Source organism: Mycobacterium sp. 1274761.0, from assembly GCF_001668615.1.
Lineage (GTDB): Bacteria > Actinomycetota > Actinomycetes > Mycobacteriales > Mycobacteriaceae > Mycobacterium.
The window spans coordinates 41254-57840 of record NZ_LZMC01000049.1 but is presented as its reverse complement, the minus strand read 5'-3'; the positions used below and the strand labels follow the sequence as shown (position 1 = coordinate 57840).

The 16587-nt window shown below is 67.0% G+C and carries 19 protein-coding genes; 12 read left to right on the top strand and 7 right to left on the bottom strand.

Annotated elements, in window-relative coordinates; all coding sequences use genetic code 11:
• A partial coding sequence (locus tag A5651_RS08475; protein ID WP_066978175.1) for a copper-translocating P-type ATPase occupies positions 1-1841 on the top strand: 1841 nt, incomplete at its 5' end.
• On the opposite strand, the gene A5651_RS25260 is transcribed toward A5651_RS08475, so the two are convergent.
• Positions 1838-2017, bottom strand: a complete 180-nt coding sequence (locus tag A5651_RS25260; protein WP_156662732.1) for a hypothetical protein — start codon at positions 2015-2017, stop codon at positions 1838-1840. The two genes, A5651_RS08475 and A5651_RS25260, sit on opposite strands and share 4 nt — an antisense overlap.
• A 112-nt stretch (positions 2018-2129) precedes the next feature.
• Between A5651_RS25260 and A5651_RS08470 the strand changes: the two genes are divergently transcribed.
• From A5651_RS08470 to A5651_RS08460, 3 genes are read left to right on the top strand one after another with little or no spacing between them, the layout of a single operon-like run.
• Positions 2130-2642: a DNA-deoxyinosine glycosylase gene (locus A5651_RS08470; RefSeq protein WP_066978172.1), complete on the top strand. Its 513-nt coding sequence runs from the start codon at positions 2130-2132 to the stop codon at positions 2640-2642.
• 28 nt (positions 2643-2670) lie between these two features.
• Positions 2671-3123, top strand: coding sequence for a hypothetical protein (locus A5651_RS08465; protein WP_066978168.1), 453 nt, complete (start codon positions 2671-2673; stop codon positions 3121-3123).
• Positions 3124-3136: 13 nt separating this feature from the next.
• A complete protein-coding gene (locus tag A5651_RS08460; protein ID WP_066978165.1) occupies positions 3137-3568 on the top strand; it encodes an SRPBCC family protein in 432 nt (143 codons plus the stop codon).
• 12 nt (positions 3569-3580) lie between these two features.
• Here A5651_RS08460 and A5651_RS08455 read toward each other — a convergent pair whose 3' ends face one another.
• Positions 3581-4960, bottom strand: coding sequence for a trypsin-like peptidase domain-containing protein (locus tag A5651_RS08455; protein ID WP_082943650.1), 1380 nt, complete (start codon positions 4958-4960; stop codon positions 3581-3583).
• A 188-nt stretch (positions 4961-5148) separates the two neighbouring features.
• Here A5651_RS08455 and A5651_RS08450 point away from each other — a divergent pair, with 188 nt between their 5' ends.
• The 3 genes from A5651_RS08450 to A5651_RS25930 are packed head-to-tail and all read left to right on the top strand — an operon-like array spanning position 5149 to position 6031.
• Positions 5149-5586: an HIT family protein gene (locus A5651_RS08450; protein WP_066978163.1), complete on the top strand. Its 438-nt coding sequence runs from the start codon at positions 5149-5151 to the stop codon at positions 5584-5586.
• Between the two features lie 3 nt (positions 5587-5589).
• Positions 5590-5925, top strand: a complete 336-nt coding sequence (locus A5651_RS08445) for a nitroreductase/quinone reductase family protein (protein ID WP_231988619.1) — start codon at positions 5590-5592, stop codon at positions 5923-5925.
• The gene (locus A5651_RS25930; protein WP_231988618.1) at positions 5864-6031 is read left to right on the top strand and encodes a nitroreductase/quinone reductase family protein; all 168 of its coding nucleotides are present in this window, start codon (positions 5864-5866) and stop codon (positions 6029-6031) included. Before A5651_RS08445 ends, A5651_RS25930 begins: the two co-directional genes overlap by 62 nt.
• Here A5651_RS25930 and A5651_RS08440 read toward each other — a convergent pair.
• Both A5651_RS08440 and A5651_RS08435 read right to left on the bottom strand, forming a co-directional pair.
• Entirely contained in the window at positions 6028-7077 is a 1050-nt protein-coding gene (locus A5651_RS08440; protein ID WP_066978160.1) for an LLM class flavin-dependent oxidoreductase, read from the bottom strand. The genes A5651_RS25930 and A5651_RS08440 overlap by 4 nt on opposite strands.
• Positions 7078-7084: 7 nt before the next feature.
• A complete protein-coding gene (locus A5651_RS08435; RefSeq protein ID WP_066978155.1) occupies positions 7085-7957 on the bottom strand; it encodes a uracil-DNA glycosylase in 873 nt (290 codons plus the stop codon).
• A 76-nt stretch (positions 7958-8033) separates the two neighbouring features.
• On the opposite strand from A5651_RS08435, the gene A5651_RS08430 reads away from it, so the two are divergent.
• The 5 genes from A5651_RS08430 to A5651_RS08410 all read left to right on the top strand — a co-directional run bounded on the left by A5651_RS08430 (position 8034) and on the right by A5651_RS08410 (position 12866).
• Positions 8034-9269, top strand: coding sequence for an MFS transporter (locus tag A5651_RS08430; protein ID WP_066978152.1), 1236 nt, complete (start codon positions 8034-8036; stop codon positions 9267-9269).
• Between the two features lie 53 nt (positions 9270-9322).
• Positions 9323-9598 (top strand): L-lactate permease, encoded by a 276-nt coding sequence (locus A5651_RS08425; protein ID WP_066978150.1) that lies wholly within the window; start codon positions 9323-9325, stop codon positions 9596-9598.
• A 51-nt stretch (positions 9599-9649) separates the two neighbouring features.
• Positions 9650-10969, top strand: coding sequence for an FAD-binding oxidoreductase (locus tag A5651_RS08420; RefSeq protein ID WP_066978197.1), 1320 nt, complete (start codon positions 9650-9652; stop codon positions 10967-10969).
• A 71-nt stretch (positions 10970-11040) separates the two neighbouring features.
• On the top strand, positions 11041-12282 hold the full coding sequence (locus A5651_RS08415; RefSeq protein WP_066978147.1) for a cytochrome P450: 1242 nt from the start codon (positions 11041-11043) through the stop codon (positions 12280-12282).
• Positions 12282-12866 (top strand): TetR/AcrR family transcriptional regulator, encoded by a 585-nt coding sequence (locus A5651_RS08410; RefSeq protein ID WP_066978144.1) that lies wholly within the window; start codon positions 12282-12284, stop codon positions 12864-12866. Before A5651_RS08415 ends, A5651_RS08410 begins: the two co-directional genes overlap by 1 nt.
• Positions 12867-12876: 10 nt before the next feature.
• Here the strand turns inward: A5651_RS08410 and A5651_RS08405 are convergent, their stop codons facing one another.
• The 3 genes from A5651_RS08405 to A5651_RS08395 form a co-directional block, all read right to left on the bottom strand.
• Positions 12877-13593 carry a siderophore-interacting protein gene (locus A5651_RS08405; RefSeq protein ID WP_066978142.1) on the bottom strand — a complete coding sequence of 239 codons (717 nt, stop codon included), beginning with the start codon at positions 13591-13593 and terminating at the stop codon, positions 12877-12879.
• 105 nt (positions 13594-13698) lie between these two features.
• Positions 13699-14847: an acyltransferase gene (locus tag A5651_RS08400; protein ID WP_066978140.1), complete on the bottom strand. Its 1149-nt coding sequence runs from the start codon at positions 14845-14847 to the stop codon at positions 13699-13701.
• Complete coding sequence (locus tag A5651_RS08395; protein ID WP_066978137.1) at positions 14844-16517, bottom strand: DEAD/DEAH box helicase; 1674 nt, start codon at positions 16515-16517, stop codon at positions 14844-14846. The genes A5651_RS08400 and A5651_RS08395 overlap by 4 nt, the downstream gene beginning before the upstream one ends.
• Positions 16518-16587 lie beyond the last annotated feature (70 nt).

Sequence of the window (16587 nt, the reverse complement as noted above, 5' to 3'; positions counted from 1 at the left end):
CCGCCTTACAGTTCGACCATTGGCAGTGGCTGGCGCTCGCGCTCGCCACCCCGGTCGCGACGTGGGGCGCCTGGCCGTTCCACCATTCGGCCGCGGCGAGCCTGCGCCACCGGGCGGCGACGATGGACACGCTGATTTCCGTCGGCGTCGGTGCGGCCTATCTGTGGTCGGTCTGGGCCCTGGTCGTCGACCGTGGTGGCGCACATCTTTATCTCGAGGTCGCCGCGGCTGTCACCACCTTCATCCTCGCCGGCCGCTACGTCGAGTCCCGGGCCAAACGACGTTCCGGTGAGGCGCTGCGGGCGCTGCTCGACATGGGCGCCAAGGACGTCGCGGTTCTCCGCGCTGGATCCGAAACCCGCGTTCCCATAGAGGAACTCGCAGTCGATGACGTCTTCGTCGTACGCCCCGGTGAAAAGATCGCCACCGACGGCATCGTCGTGTCCGGCACCTCCGCGGTCGACGCGTCGATGCTGACCGGTGAACCAGTGCCCGTCGAGGTGGGCCCCGGCGACAGTGTCGTCGGCGCGACCGTCAACGTCGGGGGGCGACTCGAGGTCCGGGCCACGCGAATCGGCTCTGACACCCAACTTTCCCAGATCGCCCGCCTGGTCACCGAGGCGCAGAGCGGCAAGGCGGACGTGCAGCGTCTGGCAGACAAAGTGTCGGCGGTGTTCGTGCCCGTCGTCATCGGCCTGGCCCTGCTCACGCTGGCGGCGTGGCTGCTGGCCGGCGCACCGGTGGCCACCGCGTTCACTGCGGCCGTGGCGGTGCTGATCATCGCGTGCCCCTGCGCCCTCGGACTGGCTACGCCGACGGCGCTGTTGGTAGGTACCGGCCGCGGTGCCCAGCTGGGCATTTTGATCAGAGGCCCGCAAGTCCTGGAGTCGACTCGGCACATCGACACCGTCGTGTTGGACAAGACCGGCACGCTGACCACGGGAGAGATGACGGTCACGTCGGTACACGCGGCCGAGGGCAAAGACATCGAAATCCTCCGTCTGGCAGGCGGTTTGGAGCACGCCTCCGAACACCCCATCGGACGTGCCGTGGCCCGGGCCGCTGCCAAGGTGGGCACCCTGCCGACGGTGGCCGAGTTCGAGAACCACGGCGGTCGAGGGGTGACCGGCGTCGTCGACGGGCACGCGCTGGCCGCCGGGCAGCTGCGGTGGCTGCGCGAGGAGCTGGCGGCCGCGGTAGCCGACGAACTCCGGTACGCCGCCGGAGCGGCCGAATCCGAAGGCAGGACACCGGTCTGGGTGGCGGTCGACGGCCGGATCGACGCCGTCATCATCGTGTCCGACACCATCAAGGAGACATCGCGTTCCGCGGTCGACGAGCTCCGCAGCCTCGGCCTCACGCCGGTTCTGCTCACCGGCGACAATCGGCGCGCCGCCGACGCTGTTGCCAAGCGGCTCGACATTGCGAACGTGATCGCCGAGGTGCAGCCCGCCGAAAAGGTCGATCAGATCAAGCTATTACAGGACGCGGGCAAGGTCGTGGCGATGGTCGGCGACGGAGTGAACGACGCGGCCGCGCTGGCCCAGGCCGATCTGGGTCTGGCGATGGGCACCGGTACCGATGCGGCGATCGCGGCCTCTGATCTGACCCTGGTGCGCGGTGATCTGCGGGTAGTGTCGGATGCAATCCGGTTGTCGCGGGCCACACTTCGCACGATCAAGGGGAATCTGTTCTGGGCGTTCGGCTACAACGTCGCCGCGCTGCCGCTCGCCGCTCTTGGTTTGCTGAATCCGATGATCGCCGGTGCGGCAATGGCATTCAGTTCGGTGTTCGTGGTCCTGAACAGCCTGCGGTTACGTCGCTTCACGCCGCCGCGCTAGGCCGAAAGCCCGGCCGGACCCAGGAAATCCTGTGCCAGCGGACGGCAATAAGCGCACAGGTCCATGCCGATCGTCGGATAGCCGCACGCGGGACATATTGATGAGGTGGTCAGCAGATCCGCCGCCGATGCCACCAAGGGCGGAGCGGATTGTGCGCTGGTGCGCGGGATGTCCATGGTGACCCCTTCCGACCGGGACCGGCTACCCTGTGATCTTGTTATTAACACCTGCGTCACGGATTTTTCTGATGGGCACCGGGAATCAACGTCCTGACGTATACCTGTGACCATGTCCGGACCGTTGCTGGAAGGGCTACCGCCGATCGCCGACCACCGCGGACAGCTTCTCATCCTCGGCAACATGCCCAGCGCGATGTCGCTGGCGGCGCAGCAGTACTACGGCAATCCACGCAACGCATTCTGGCGCATCACCGGCGAAGTTCTCGGATTCGACCCGTCGGCGCCGTACGAGCAACGCACCGCGGCGATACGAGGATGCGGTGTCGCGGTGTGGGATGTGCTGCGGTTGTGCCGACGGCAGGGCAGCCTTGATTCCGCGATCGAACGCGACAGCATGGTGGCCAACGACTTCGACGAGTTTTTCGACGCCCATCCGGCCATCACGCAGGTGTTTTTCAACGGCGAGGCAGCCGAGAGGAACTTCATCCGATTGGCCGAGGTGGCCCGGCCGTTGCTTTTCCGCCGGCTGCCGTCGACGAGTCCCGCGCAGACCATGTCGTATTCGGTGAAACTGAAGGCGTGGCGCGACGCGCTGCACGCGCACACCAAGTCAGACATTTGACGCGCCCCATGGCCTACCCTCTACCCCTATGTCACGCGCACTCCTGGCGATACCGCTTGTCGCCATCGGTCTCGTCTCCTCCGCCGTCGGCCACGCCAACGCCGAATGCCCAGGCGGCTGGGAGTTCGGCCCAACCTTGAGGTTCACGCAGAGCGACGGTTGGGCGGTGACCGTGGCGACCTCCGGCAGAGGCGTCGGCGGGTCGGCCGTCGGCATACCGCCCAACCAAGGCCCGCTACTGCGCGGCACGGCCGAAGGCGGCAGCGACGGCGCCACCGTTGCCTTCGGCATCGGCTGGGACAAGGGATTCGAAACCCATTACACCGGCGTGGTGAATCAGGCCACCGGAGCGGTGACCGGCGAACGACCCGACGGCGTCACGTGGAAGTCCACGTCGAACTTGACGTGCATCGGTGGCGTAGTCGCAACACCGGAGGCCGCGTCTGCGGGTGGACCCCCGATCGACGCGCCGCCGGCCTGATCGAGCGTGCCAAATGGCCAAACTGGAACTTTCCCGCAGCCTTTCGATGACGCCCGAGGACGCGTGGGAACACGCGTCAAACTTCTCGACGCTGGGTGACTGGCTGACGATGCACGAGGGTTGGCGGTCCGAGCTGCCCGATGAGCTCGAGGTCGGCACGACGTTGGTCGGTGTCGCCGGGGTCAAGGGACTACGCAACCGGGTGACGTGGACGGTGAAGGAGCTCGATATCCCTCGCCTGTTGAACGTCACCGGCAAGGGCGTCGGGGGAACCAAGTACGGGCTGCGGATGACGGTGACGCCTACGGATTCGGGATGCGACTTCACCGTGAAGATCGACCTCGGCGGCGCGCCGTTGTTCGGTCCTATCGGCTCGACCGCGGCCCGCTTGGTCAAGGGCGATATCGAACGCTCGATCCAGCGGTTCGAGGAGCTCTACGGCTGACGTCCGCCGGTCTCATGTCTGCGCCTCACCGAGAGTGACGCGGGCGGTCTGGGCCGCACCGGATCCGTCGGTGTAAGTCAGCGTGACAGTGTCACCCGGCGCTTTCGAGCGCACCGCCGCCACCAACGCGTCGGCGTCGTCGATCGGGCGGTCGTCGACCTGGGTGATCAGTACACCGTCCGGCACGCCGGCGGCCGCCGCGGGGCCCCCGGAGACCACCTGGGCGACCGCAGCGCCACGGCCGCCCGCAGCCTGCGTCAGCTGGACACCCAGGGACGCGTGCGTGACGGTGCCGGTCGAGACGAGCTCGTCGGCGATGCGCTTGGCCTGATCCGACGGGATCGCGAAGCCCAACCCGATCGAACCCGCTTGTGCCCCTTCAGAACTCGGGCCGCCACCCATCGAGGCGATCGCCGAATTCACTCCGACGAGTTCGCCGTTCATGTTGACCAGCGCCCCGCCGGAGTTGCCGGGGTTGATGGCCGCGTCGGTTTGGATGGCGTTCATCACCGAGTGCTGACCGGTGGCCTCGTCGCCGGTGCTGACCGGCCGGTCCAGCGCGCTGATGATGCCGGTGGTCACCGTGCCCTCGAGCCCGAGCGGCGATCCGATGGCCACGACGTTCTGGCCCACTCGCAAGTCCTTCGACGATCCGATCGTGATCGGTGTCAGCCCCGAAACACCTTGGGCCCGAACGACGGCGATGTCGTCGGCGGGGTCGGTGCCGACGAGGGAGAATGGAACCGTCTTGCCGTCGGCGAATGACACCGTCGCCTCCATGTCCTGGCCGGAAGGCTCGTCCGCAGACTGTTCGTTGCGGCCGCCGAAAACACTCGATGCCTGATCGGTATCCGACCCGCTGAGCGCCGCCACCACATGGTTGTTCGTCAGGATCAAGCCGTCCTCGCTCAGCACAATTCCGGAGCCCTCTTCCTTGCCCTGGCCAATGCTGAGCTGCAGCTTCACCACGCTCGGTAGCACCTTCGCCGCAACCTGCTCGACCGAGCCGGACGGCGCGGCGGTGACCGGTTGCTTGGGCACAGGGGCGGCGGCCGTCGCGGCGGTGGCCGCACTGTTGGCGGCTGACGGGTCGGGCTGGTTGGCCAGTAGCGCGCCGACGCCACCGGATACTACGGCTACTGTCGCCACTCCCGCGACCGCCAGTCCGGTTCGTGATCGTTTCCGCACCACGGGAATCGGGGTGGTCGGCGTCGAATCATGCTGATGCGCAACGCTATACGTGTCGTAGGCAGGATGCGGTGTCCGGGTTGCGTAACGCCAGTCGTACGGTTGGTGGAGCCCGCCCTGAGAAGCCGGACCGGGATGCTGTTGGCCTGCAGGGCTACTCGGACGTGGTGCCCGGCGCGGGCGACGCAGCGATTGCTTCTTCATGAAATCCGTTTCTCTCTCGACACTGCGGGGCAAAGTGCTTAGCCACACTGTGCGTATGCTCGCTGAGAGCGGACTGAGAGAACGATCTATACCGTCCAAGACTTTTGGCTGCGGGATACCTCAGGGGTGTTGGCGATGAGCAAAGGGGTCCGGGTTTAGAAAATCGATCAACGGTTTAGCCTGGCGGAATGTCCTGTGTGTTCTGCGCCATTGTCGCCGGTGAAGCCCCAGCCATCCGTGTCTACGAGGACGACGACTATCTAGGCATTCTGGATATCCGTCCGTTCACCCGTGGGCACACCCTGGTGATCCCCAAACGCCATACCGTCGATCTCACCGACACCCCGGCGGAGACGTGTGCAGACCTGGTCCGCATCGGCCAGCGCATCGCGAAGGCCGCGCGCCGCTCGGGGTTGCACGCCGACGGCAACAACGTCGTCATCAATGACGGGAAGGCCGCGTTCCAGAGCGTCTTCCACATCCATCTGCACGTGCTGCCCCGCCAAGACGGCGACAAGCTGTCGTTCGCCAAGGGCATGCTGATGCGCCGCGACCCCGACCGCGAAGAGACCGGCCGGCTCCTGCGTGAAGCGCTGGCCACCCTCGACACCGCACCGCAGGAGTGACCGATGCCGTCCACTGTCGAGAACGCCTTCGGCACCTTCGTTCGGTTCCACAACGCCATCTACCAGCGCACCAACGGATGGATCGGCCACCGAATGGCGCTGCTGCCCAGCCTGTTGCTGCACACCACCGGCGCCAAGACGGGTAAAGCCCGCACGACAGCGTTGACCTACGCCCGCGACGGCGACGACTATCTGGTGGTGGCGTCCAACGGTGGATCGCCGCAGCTCACCGGGCTGGTATCACAACCTCAAGGCCAACCCAAATGTCGAGATCAACGTGGGCCCAAGGCGTTTCGCGGTCACGGCGACGCCGATTCTGCCCGGCGACCCCGATCGTGAGCGTTTTTGGAAGGTCGTCACCAAGTACAACAAGTCCTACGACCAGTATCAGCAGAGGACCAGCCGACCGATTCCGATCGTGCGGCTGACCCCAAAGGGTGGCTAGAACAGCTCTTTCGCGAGCAGTTCAAGTGTCTTGATACGGGCCGGCGACGTCGCAGGATGCGTGCCGCGACGGGCCGATGCCACCGGGTGCACCATGATTTCGTCGACGTCGAATTGCGCGGCCAGTGCGCGCATCTGCTCAGCGGCCTCCGTCGGATCGCCGACGACGGCTCGGCGCACACCAGACTCGACAACGGCCCGCTCTTGCGGCGTGAGCCGGCGAGCTTCGGCGTCCTCGACGAGTTCGACGGGCCCGAGCGGCTGGCCGGTGCGCAGCTTGGCCATCATGTGCAGGTTGGGAAGCAGCAAAGCCATCGCCTCGTCGCGGGTTTCGGCGACCACCGCGTTGACCGTCAGCAACGTCACGGGCTCCGACGCGAGAGCACTCGGCTTGAACTCCGAGCGGTAGACGGCCAGCGCTTCGGCGGTGCCCTGCCCGGAGAAGTGGTGGGCGAACACATACGGCAGGCCCTTGGCTGCGGCCAGGTGCGCGGAGTACATCGAGGAACCGAGTAGCCACAGCCGCGGCTCGCTGGTAGCGGCGGGCGTGGCTTTGAGGATGTAGTCCTGCTGCGGAATCGACACGCGCACACCGTTGGCGCTCATCATCGCCGCGACGTGATCGACGTACTCGGGAAACTTGTCGATGTCTTCTCGTTCAGCCTGGGCGTCGCGCCCTTTGAATCCGCGCAGCAGGTACGACGTCAACGGGTCGGAGCCGGGCGCCCGGCCGATGCCGAGGTCCACGCGGCCGGGATTGGCCGCCTCGAGCAACGCGAACTGTTCCGCGATGGCCAGCGGCGCGTGGTTGGGCAGCATCACGCCGCCGGAGCCGACCCTGATCTGGGAGGTGTTGGCGGCGAGGTGCGCGATGAGCACGGGTGGGCTGGTCGCGGCCACCGACGGCATGTTGTGGTGCTCGGCGACCCAGTAGCGGGTGTATCCCAGCCGGTCGGCGGTCTGCGCTAGCGCCGTCGACGCAGCGAGCGCGTCGGAGGTCGACTGGTCGCTGCGCACCGGCACAAGGTCGAGTACGGAAAGTCGCATACGGTCCTCAACGCTGGCGATCGCATGCCCCTTCCCGCAGAAATCGCTGAATGCCGGCCGTGTCAGCGGCCTTGCTGAAGACGTCGTCGAGCATCGCCTCGGTCAGCTTGCCCGTGAACGTGTTCTGCTGGCTCGGGTGGTAGACGCCCATCAACGTCACCTCGCCGTGGGGCGTCTGCAGTACCGCCGTTGCGCCGTGCCCGAACTTCGGCGCAGGACGGCTCACCGATCCCCCGCCGACGCGGACCATGTCCAGCGCGGCGCGCCAGGCGAACCCGCCGAGCGCGATCACGACCCGCACGTGCGGGCCGACGAGCCGCCACTCGGCGTCCAGCCACGGCGCACACATCGCGCGCTCAACGGGCGTTGGCGCATTGCCCGGCGGCGCGCACCGCACCGCCGCTGCGATCCGAGTCTCGTTGAGCCTCAAGCCATCCCCGGCGTCCACGCACACAGACTGGTTGGCCAGCCCGGCGCGATGCAGCGCGGCGAACAGAAAATCACCGGAGCGGTCACCGGTGAACACCCGCCCCGTCCGGTTGGCCCCGTGCGCGGCAGGTGCCAGACCGACGACCATGACCCGCGGCCGCGCCGCACCCCAGCCCGGCGCCGGCCTGCCCCAGTACGGTTCGCCCGCATACGACTTGCGCTTCTCGACCGCCACCCGCTCGCGCCACTCGACCAGCCGCGGACAGGCTCGGCACACCGACACCTCGGCGTCCAACTGCCCGATCGACTCCGCCGCCTCGGCCATTCTGATCACCTGCGCGGCGGTTTCCGCGACGGCCGTCGTCGCTGAAGCAGGATCTCCCGGCCAGCCCGCGCCGGGCGGCACCGGCGAATCGAACCGTTTGCCGGTGCGAGGATGGGCCAACTTCACCGCTCCACTGTGCCTGCGCGAGAAAATCCGTCGCCCACCGGGCTACGCCGCTGTTAGATTCCTGACGAGATATCCCATGATCAACGGCAAGCGCGGACCGCTCTTCGTCGTTCTCTTCGCCGCGCTGATGGCCGGCGCGGGCAACGGCGTCTCGCTTGTCGCCTTTCCCTGGCTGGTGCTGCAGCGCAACGGGTCCGCGCTCGACGCGTCGATCGTCGCGATGGCGGGAAGCCTTCCACTGCTGGTGGCCACGCTGATCGCCGGTGCCGCCGTCGATTACCTTGGGCGCAAACGGGTTTCGATGATCTCCGACGCGCTGTCGGCCCTGTCGGTGGCCGCCGTTCCGGTGATCGCGCTCGCCTTCGGGTCCCACGCCATCTCCGTGGCCGTGCTGGCGGGCCTTGCTGCGCTCGGCGCACTATTCGACCCCGCGGGCATGACGGCGCGCGAGACGATGCTGCCCGAAGCCGCCAACAGTGCCGGCTGGACGCTGGATCGCGCCAACAGCGTCTACGAGGCGGCGTTCAACCTGTCCTACATCGTCGGACCCGGCATCGGCGGCCTGATGATCGCCACGCTCGGCGGGGTCAACACGATGTGGGTGACGGCCGGCGCGTTCGTCTTGTCGATCATCGCCATCGCGCGGTTGCGGCTCGAAGGCGCGGGCCCACCGGACCGCACGGTGCTGCCCGCGGGCGTCTGGTCCGGCGTCATGGAAGGGCTGCGCTTTGTCTGGCACAGCAAGGTGCTGCGCACGCTCGCGATCGTCGACCTCGCCGCGACGGGCTTCTACATGCCCATGGAGTCGGTGCTGTTCCCCAAGTACTTCACCGACCGCGACGAGCCAGCGCAACTGGGCTGGGTGCTGATGGCGTTGAGCGTCGGCGGGCTCGTCGGTGCTCTGAGTTATGCAGTGCTGTCGAAGTATTCGCGCCGACGGGTCATCATGTTGACGGCGGTGCTCACGCTCGGCGTGGCGATGACGATCATCGCGTTCCTGCCGCCGCTGCCGTTCATCCTGGCGCTGTGCGCGCTCGTTGGGTTCGTATACGGACCGATCGCACCGATCTACAACTACGTCATGCAGACCCGCGCGCCGGCACATCTGCGCGGGCGGGTCGTCGGCGTCATGGGGTCACTCGCCTACGCCGCGGGCCCGCTCGGCCTGATTGTGGCCGGTCCGCTGGCCGATGCGGCGGGGCTGCACGCGACGTTTATGGCGCTGTCGCTGCCGATGCTTGCGCTCGGCGTTGTCGCCGTCTTCCTGCCTGCACTGCGCGACCTGGACACCGAACCGGTTACGCGCGTGTGATGTTGGGGTACTCGGGGTGACGCAGACCTCATAGTGAACACCGAGGTGCGTTCGTGTACCAGCAAGTTCTCGATCCGGTCGGCCATTCGCTGGCGTGGAGTTCGCTGGTTGCGGCGATACCGCTGCTGTTGTTGTTCGTCCTGCTCGGCGTCGTCAGAGTCACCGCGTGGGTGGCGTCGCTGATCTCGCTCGCCGTGGCCATTGCGGTCGCCGTACTCGTCTACGGGATGCCGCAGAACCTGGCCATCGCCGCGGCCGCCGTGGGCATGAACGGCAAGGAGGGCGACATCTTCCGCCGCGTGGTCATACGGTGCCTCGGTAACTCGTAGCATCGAAGAGTGAGCGTTCTCGACAGCCTGACCGCCGACCTGCCCGACGGCATGGTCATCACCGACCCGGCCATCACCGAGGGCTATCGGCAGGACCGTGCGCTCGACCCTTCGGCGGGCAAGCCGCTGGCGGTGGTGCGGCCGTTGACCACCGAGCACGTGCAGACCATCATGCGGTGGGCTGGCACCCACCGGATTCCCGTGGTTCCTCGGGGCGCGGGCAGCGGCCTGTCGGGCGGGGCCACCGCGCTCGACGACGGCATCGTCCTGTCGACGGAGAGGATGCGAGACATCACCGTCGACCCCGTCACCCGCACCGCGGTCTGCCAGCCGGGCCTCTTCAACGCCGAGGTGAAAAAGGCTGCCGCCGAACATGATCTGTGGTACCCGCCGGACCCGTCGTCGTTCGAGATCTGCAGCATCGGAGGCAACATCGCCACCAACGCCGGCGGATTGTGCTGCGTCAAGTACGGCGTCACCACCGACTATGTCATGGGCCTGCAGGTGGTGCTGGCCGACGGAAGAGCGGTGCGCGTCGGCGGCCCGAGGGTGAAAGACGTTGCAGGCCTTAGCTTGACCAAGCTGTTCGTCGGCAGCGAAGGAACACTCGGCATCGTCACGGAGATCACGCTGCGGCTGCTGCCCAAGCAGCACCGGTCGGCCACGGTGGTGGCCAACTTCGCCACGGTTGAGGCGGCCACCGACGCGGTGCTCGGCGTGGCCTGCCAGATGCGGCCGTCGATGCTCGAGTTCATGGACGCCGTGGCCATCAACGCCGTCGAGGACAAGCTGAAGATGGGGCTGGACCGCGATGCGGCGGCCCTGCTTCTGGCCGGCTCCGACGAACGTGGACGGTCAGCAGCCGAGGACGCCGAACGGATCGCCTCGGTGTTCGGGGAGAACGGTGCAACCGACGTGTTCTCCACCGACGACCCCGACGAGGGCGAAGCGTTCGTGGCCGCCCGGCGCTTCGCGATCCCCGCGGTGGAAGCCAAGGGCACGCTGCTGCTCGAGGACGTCGGTGTGCCGCTGCCGCGGATCGGCGATCTGGTCAGCGGCGTCGAGCGCATCGCCGCCGACCGTGACGTGATGATCTCGGTCATCGCCCACGCCGGCGACGGCAACACCCATCCGCTGATCGTGTACGACCCCGCCGACGCCGCGATGGCCGAGCGCGCCGAGCGCGCGTTCGGCGAGATCATGGATCTGGCGATCGGCCTCGGCGGCACCATCACCGGTGAGCATGGCGTCGGCAGGTTGAAACGGCCCTGGCTGGAAGACCAGGTGGGCCCCGAGGTGATGGAGCTCAACCGCCGCATCAAGCAGGCGCTCGACCCCGACAACATCCTGAATCCCGGCGCGGCGATCTGAGAACAAGGCGATTTGAGAAAAATCAGCCGATGTAGTTGACAGAGTATGGGGTTGTGTCGTACGCATAAGACATGACCGCTGCTGTGTCTCACCGCACGCCTGCTCGGTTCGAACTCGCCACCGCGGAGACGTGGGCCGACCCCTGGCCGATGTACCAGGCCCTGCGCGATAAGGATCCCGTTCACCACGTTGTCCCCGCCGACCGCCCCCACCACGATTACTGGGTGCTGAGCCGCCACGCCGACGTGTGGGGCGCCGCCCGCGACCACGAGACGTTCTCCTCGGCTCAGGGGCTCACGGTGAACTACGGCGAGCTGGAGATGATTGGCCTGGCCGACAACCCGCCGTTCGTGATGCAGGATCCGCCGAGGCACACCGAATTCCGCAAGCTGGTGTCGCGCGGCTTCACGCCGCGTCAGGTAGAGGCCGTCGAGCCCGCCGTGCGGCGGTTCGTGGTGGAACGCCTGGAGCGGCTGCGGACCGCCGGGGGCGGCGACATCGTCGCCGAGTTGTTCAAGCCGCTGCCGTCGATGGTCGTCGCGCACTACCTCGGCGTGCCAGAGGAGGACCGCGAACAGTTCGACGGCTGGACCGAGGCGATCGTCGCCGCGAATTCGGAGTCCACCGGTTTCGCCGAAGCCGCAGTCTCCGCCGGTGAAGCGGTCGCGTCGATGATGGCGTACTTCACCCAGCTGATCGAACGGCGCAGGCGCGAACCCGAGGACGATACGGTGTCGCATCTCGTTGCCGCGGGCGTCGGCGCCGACGGGGACATGGCCGGGATGCTCTCGATCCTCGCGTTCACGTTCACGATGGTCACCGGCGGCAACGACACCACCACCGGGATGCTCGGCGGCGCGGTGCAGCTGTTGCACCAGCGGCCCGATCAGCGCCGGCTGCTGATCAATCATCCGGAGCTGATAACCGATGCGGTCGACGAGCTGTTGCGGCTGACCTCGCCGGTGCAGGGGCTGGCCCGCACTACGACTCGCGATGTGCGCATCGGCAACACCACCATCCCCGCCGGGCGCAAGGTGCTGCTGCTCTACGGGTCGGCCAACCGCGACGAGCGCGAATATGGCGCGGACGCAGGCGAACTCGATATCCGCCGGAGGCCGCGCAACATCTTGACGTTCAGCCACGGTGCGCACTTTTGTCTCGGCGCCGCTGCGGCCAGGATGCAGTCGCGCATCGCGCTGACCGAACTGCTGGCCCGCTGCCCCGACTTCGAGGTGGACATGCCCAAGGTGGTCTGGGCGGGCGGCAGTTACGTCCGCAGGCCGCTGTCGGTCCCATTCCGGGTGGTCGCGTAGTGGCGGGCAGCGACTGGCTGGGCGGCCGCCGCACGGAAGTGGCCGCCGACCGCATCCTCGACGCCGCGGACGCACTGTTCGCGCGGCAGGACGCGGCGACCGTCGGCATGCACGAAATCGCCAAGGCCGCAGGGTGTTCGCGCGCGACGCTGTACCGGTACTTCGAGAACCGCGACGCGCTCTACACCGCGTACGTTCACCGCGAGAGCTATCGGCTGTTTCACCAGATGACCGATCAGCTCAGCGGCGTCGAGGAACCGCGCGAGCGGCTCATCGAGGGCATGATTTCGTCGCTGCGCAATGTCCGCGAAAGCCCCGCGCTGTCATCGTGGTTCGTCACCACCCAGCGGCCGATCGGCGCCGAGATCGCCGAGCAGTCACAGGTGGTCAAGGCCCTCACCGAAGCGTTTCTGGTGTCGATGGGGCCTGATGACCCCGAGGTGGTCGAGCGCAAGGCCCGTTGGCTCGTGCGGGTGATGACGTCACTCCTGGTGTTCCCTGGCCTCGACGAGGCCGACGAGCGGGCGATGATCGAGCAGTTCGTGGTGCCGATGGTAGTGCCGGCGACCTCCGAAACGAGCTAGCCGCAGGCCGTCAAGACACCCAATAGGCTTGCGCCTTAATAGATTTGCGCGGGATCTTGTACTCCTCCCGGAAGATCTTCGAGACAGCGCGGGTGGTCCGGTTGTCGCAGGCGACCCAGCCGAAGTGGTCAGCGGCGTCGAAGGCCGACGAGCTGACCGCCTGCACCAGCGCCTCGCCCTCGTTCTTGCGGTCCACCCACACGACGTTGGTGTCTCGGACGATCGGCAGCTCGCGGTCGTCGTCGTGAGCCGATTCGAGGAACACCCGCGCCGGCGTGTCCCCGATGGCCTCGAGCAGCGAGTTGATGGCGGGCAGCGACGCGGCATCCCCGACGATCAGGTAGCCCGCAGGGGCCGGTTCGGGCAGCGAGAAATTGCTGCCGAGCACCGTCACCTCGAGCACGTCGCCCGGCATCGCCACGCGCGCCCACCGCGTGGCGATGCCCTCGTGCATGGCGAAGTCGATGTCGACAGTCCCGGTCGCCGGATCGGGGTTGACCAGGGTGTAACCCCGTTGATGAGACTTCGCGCCGTCGGGAAACCAGCCGCGGATCCACATCGTCGGGTGGATGTCGCGGTCGGTGAGCAGCTCCTTGGCGTTGAAGTGCAGGCGAAGGTAGTTGGCCGTGATCTCGGTGCGGCCGGTCACCGTCATCTGATAGTCGCCACCCCGCCACAGCTTGACGAGCACACCTTCGAGACCGCGCGACGCCCTTTGATCAGTCATTAGGGAAGCGTAACCTAACCTAATGTCGTAGCGGGCCCTCACCCGAAACGGAATTCCAGCACTGAAAGTGCGAGTGAAGGCGTGCTGGAATTCCGTTTCGCGGGGCTACGACGACGAGCGGACGCGGGTGAAGCGGTGCAGCAGCCAGGCCAGCGGGACCGTCACGACGAACGTGGCGATGAACAAGGCAGGCATCGAGCCGGTGTAGATCGGGAAGCGCAGGATCTCCACCATGACGATTTCCATCGTCAGCAGGTGGATCAGGAAGATCTCATACGAGATCTCGCCCAGGAACACCATCGGCCGGCTCGCCAGCAGGCTGGCATACCAGCCGCGGTCATGCAGGGCCAGGGGCGCGACGACCAGCGTCGCGATCACCGCGTAGAAGCCGGCCTTGGCGAGCGCTTCGCGCAACTCCGACGGCGAGGTGGTCGGTTCGCCGCCCAGCGGCGTCGAGATGATGAAGTAACTGACCACCGCTACGGGCAGGCATGCCATCGCGTAGGCGCGCATCCCCAACTGCTGCAGCACGGCCAGCAGCATCCCCCCGACGAACCAGACCAGGTAACTGGGCAGCCACAGCCGCGCGCCGTCGGGCAAGAAGTCGGTGGTGTGCACGAGCGTCAGCCACGCCGGGGTGAGCGCTGCCAGAATCACGAGGCCCGCAAGAATCAGTCCCGGCCGCCATCGCCGTCGACATGCCGTGAGCAACAGCCACGCCAGCAGCGGCAGCACCGCGTAGAACGCGACTTCGACTGCCAGGCTCCACATTTGGGTCAACGCCTGGTGCAGATAGGAGAACAGGTAGTTGTCGGTGTAGATCTGCGTGAGGGTGAGGTTGCGGAACAACCCCATCCACGTGTGGCCGGGATTGGGACCCGCCGTGCGGAAGTGGTACACGAGATAGGCCGTCAGCACGGTCACGATATAGGCGGGCATGATGCGGCGCACGCGGTGCCACGCGTAGCGGCGGACCGACGGCGCGGGCCCGTCCGCTGCGGCCGACTTGACCCACGGACCGAACAGCAGAAGCCCCGACAGCACAAAGAAAATCGGGACGCCGATCTCCATCCTCGAATAGACCAGGCCGACGTAGCCGTGTGTGTACTTGCCCGTCGTATAGGCCGCGTGCGTCGCCATCACCAGAAGCGCGGCCACTGCGCGGATCCCGGTGAGCGACGCCACCCGCTCGGGCGCCGCCACCGATTCGAGCCCGCCCTGGGCCTGCGCTGTGACGCCCTTGGATACGGTCATCTCGTGCGGTACGACCTCTTCGGCCCGCGGTCGGGTTGCAGATCGATCAGCTGACCCTGAATCCGTGTCTTGCCAAGCTTTCTCAGCGTATCTTTGTCCAGCCTGGCGGGAAGTTCGACGAGCGAATAGTCCTGCCGGATGGTGATGTGGCCGAAATCGCTTCTGTGCAAGCCGCCTTCGTTGGCGATCGCGCCGACAATTGCGCCGGGCATCACCTTGTGCCGCTTGCCGACCGCGATGCGGTAGGTCGCAAGGTCGTCGCGGACCTCTCGGCGTTTGCGCGGCGGCCCGTCGTCGCCCCGCCGGTCGGGACTACGGCGGCGCTCGGGAGGCGGTTCGGTCATCAAGAACTCTTCCCCGTCGCGGCTCTGCAACGCCAGCGCGGCGGCGATGTCGGCCATCGGCACGTCGTGGTCGCGCTCGTAGCCCTCAATCAGCTTGCGGAACAACTCGATTCCCGGGGATGCCAACGCGGTGGTGATCGAGTCGCGGAACTTCTCCACCCGCTGGGCGTTGACGTCCTCGACCGAGGGCAGCTCGGATTCGACGAGCTTCTGGCGGGTGACCCGCTCGATCGACTTGAGCAGATGGCGTTCGCGGGGGGTGACGAAGAGCAGCGCGGTGCCCGACCGGCCGGCCCGACCGGTGCGCCCGATCCGGTGCACATACGACTCGGGGTCGTGCGGGATGTCGTAGTTCACCACGTGCGAGATGCGCTCCACGTCGAGTCCCCGCGCGGCGACGTCGGTCGCGATCAGCACGTCGATGGAACCGTCCTTGAGCGCTGCGATGGTGCGCTCACGCACCGCCTGTGGAATGTCGCCGTTGATGGCCGCAGCGGCGAAACCCCGGGCCTTGAGCCGCTCGGCGACTTCCTCGGTGGCTTGTTTGGTGCGGACGAACACGATCATCGCGTCGCCCTGCTCGACCTCGAGCAGACGGGTGAGCGCATCCATCTTCCGCGGACCGGCGACCTGGATGTAGCGCTGCGTGATGTTCTCGGCGGTCTGGGTTTTGGCCTTGACCGTCACCTCGACCGGATCGTGCAGGTACTTCGAGGTGATCTTGCGGATGGCCGGCGGCATGGTCGCCGAGAACAGCGCGACCTGCTTGTACTCGGGAGTGTCGGCAAGGATGCGTTCGACGTCCTCTGCGAACCCCATCTGCAGCATCTCGTCGGCCTCGTCGAGCACCAGATAGTCGAGGTGCGTGAGGTCGAGGCTGCCCTTCTCCAGATGGTCGATGACCCGGCCCGGCGTGCCGACCACCACCTGCGCGCCGCGCTTGAGCCCCGCCAACTGCGGCCCGTAGGAGGCGCCGCCGTAGATCGGCAGCACGTTCACCGACAGCTTTGCGCCGTAGCGGCTGAACGCCTCGGCGACTTGAAGCGCCAGTTCCCGCGTCGGCGCCAGCACCAGCGCCTGCGTGGTCTTGTCGGCCGTGTCGATCTTCGACAGGATCGGGATCGCGAACGCCGCCGTCTTGCCGGTTCCCGTCTGCGCGAGGCCGACGACGTCGGAGCCCGCCATCATCGCGGGGATGGTCGCCGCCTGGATCGCCGACGGCGTTTCGTACCCCACATCGGTGACCGCCTGCAGCACCGCGGGGTGAATCTGCAGGTCGGCGAATGTGGTTTGCGCTTCCGGCGCGTCGGGGTCGGACGGCGTCATGGGATTGCCAGTCTAGTGGCCTCGACCTGCTCGACCCGCCGCGCTGCCTGCCCGATCCTCGCCGGAGCGC

Coding starts and splice junctions, on each gene's coding strand:
- A5651_RS25260 (WP_156662732.1), bottom strand. CDS start 2,017: ATGGACATCCCGCGCACCAGCGCACAATCCGCTCCGCCCTTGGTGGCA.
- A5651_RS08470 (WP_066978172.1), top strand. CDS start 2,130: ATGTCCGGACCGTTGCTGGAAGGGCTACCGCCGATCGCCGACCACCGC.
- A5651_RS08465 (WP_066978168.1), top strand. CDS start 2,671: ATGTCACGCGCACTCCTGGCGATACCGCTTGTCGCCATCGGTCTCGTC.
- A5651_RS08460 (WP_066978165.1), top strand. CDS start 3,137: ATGGCCAAACTGGAACTTTCCCGCAGCCTTTCGATGACGCCCGAGGAC.
- A5651_RS08455 (WP_082943650.1), bottom strand. CDS start 4,960: ATGAAGAAGCAATCGCTGCGTCGCCCGCGCCGGGCACCACGTCCGAGT.
- A5651_RS08450 (WP_066978163.1), top strand. CDS start 5,149: ATGTCCTGTGTGTTCTGCGCCATTGTCGCCGGTGAAGCCCCAGCCATC.
- A5651_RS08445 (WP_231988619.1), top strand. CDS start 5,590: ATGCCGTCCACTGTCGAGAACGCCTTCGGCACCTTCGTTCGGTTCCAC.
- A5651_RS08440 (WP_066978160.1), bottom strand. CDS start 7,077: ATGCGACTTTCCGTACTCGACCTTGTGCCGGTGCGCAGCGACCAGTCG.
- A5651_RS08430 (WP_066978152.1), top strand. CDS start 8,034: ATGATCAACGGCAAGCGCGGACCGCTCTTCGTCGTTCTCTTCGCCGCG.
- A5651_RS08420 (WP_066978197.1), top strand. CDS start 9,650: ATGGTCATCACCGACCCGGCCATCACCGAGGGCTATCGGCAGGACCGT.
- A5651_RS08415 (WP_066978147.1), top strand. CDS start 11,041: ATGACCGCTGCTGTGTCTCACCGCACGCCTGCTCGGTTCGAACTCGCC.
- A5651_RS08405 (WP_066978142.1), bottom strand. CDS start 13,593: ATGACTGATCAAAGGGCGTCGCGCGGTCTCGAAGGTGTGCTCGTCAAG.
- A5651_RS08400 (WP_066978140.1), bottom strand. CDS start 14,847: ATGACCGTATCCAAGGGCGTCACAGCGCAGGCCCAGGGCGGGCTCGAA.
- A5651_RS08395 (WP_066978137.1), bottom strand. CDS start 16,517: ATGACGCCGTCCGACCCCGACGCGCCGGAAGCGCAAACCACATTCGCC.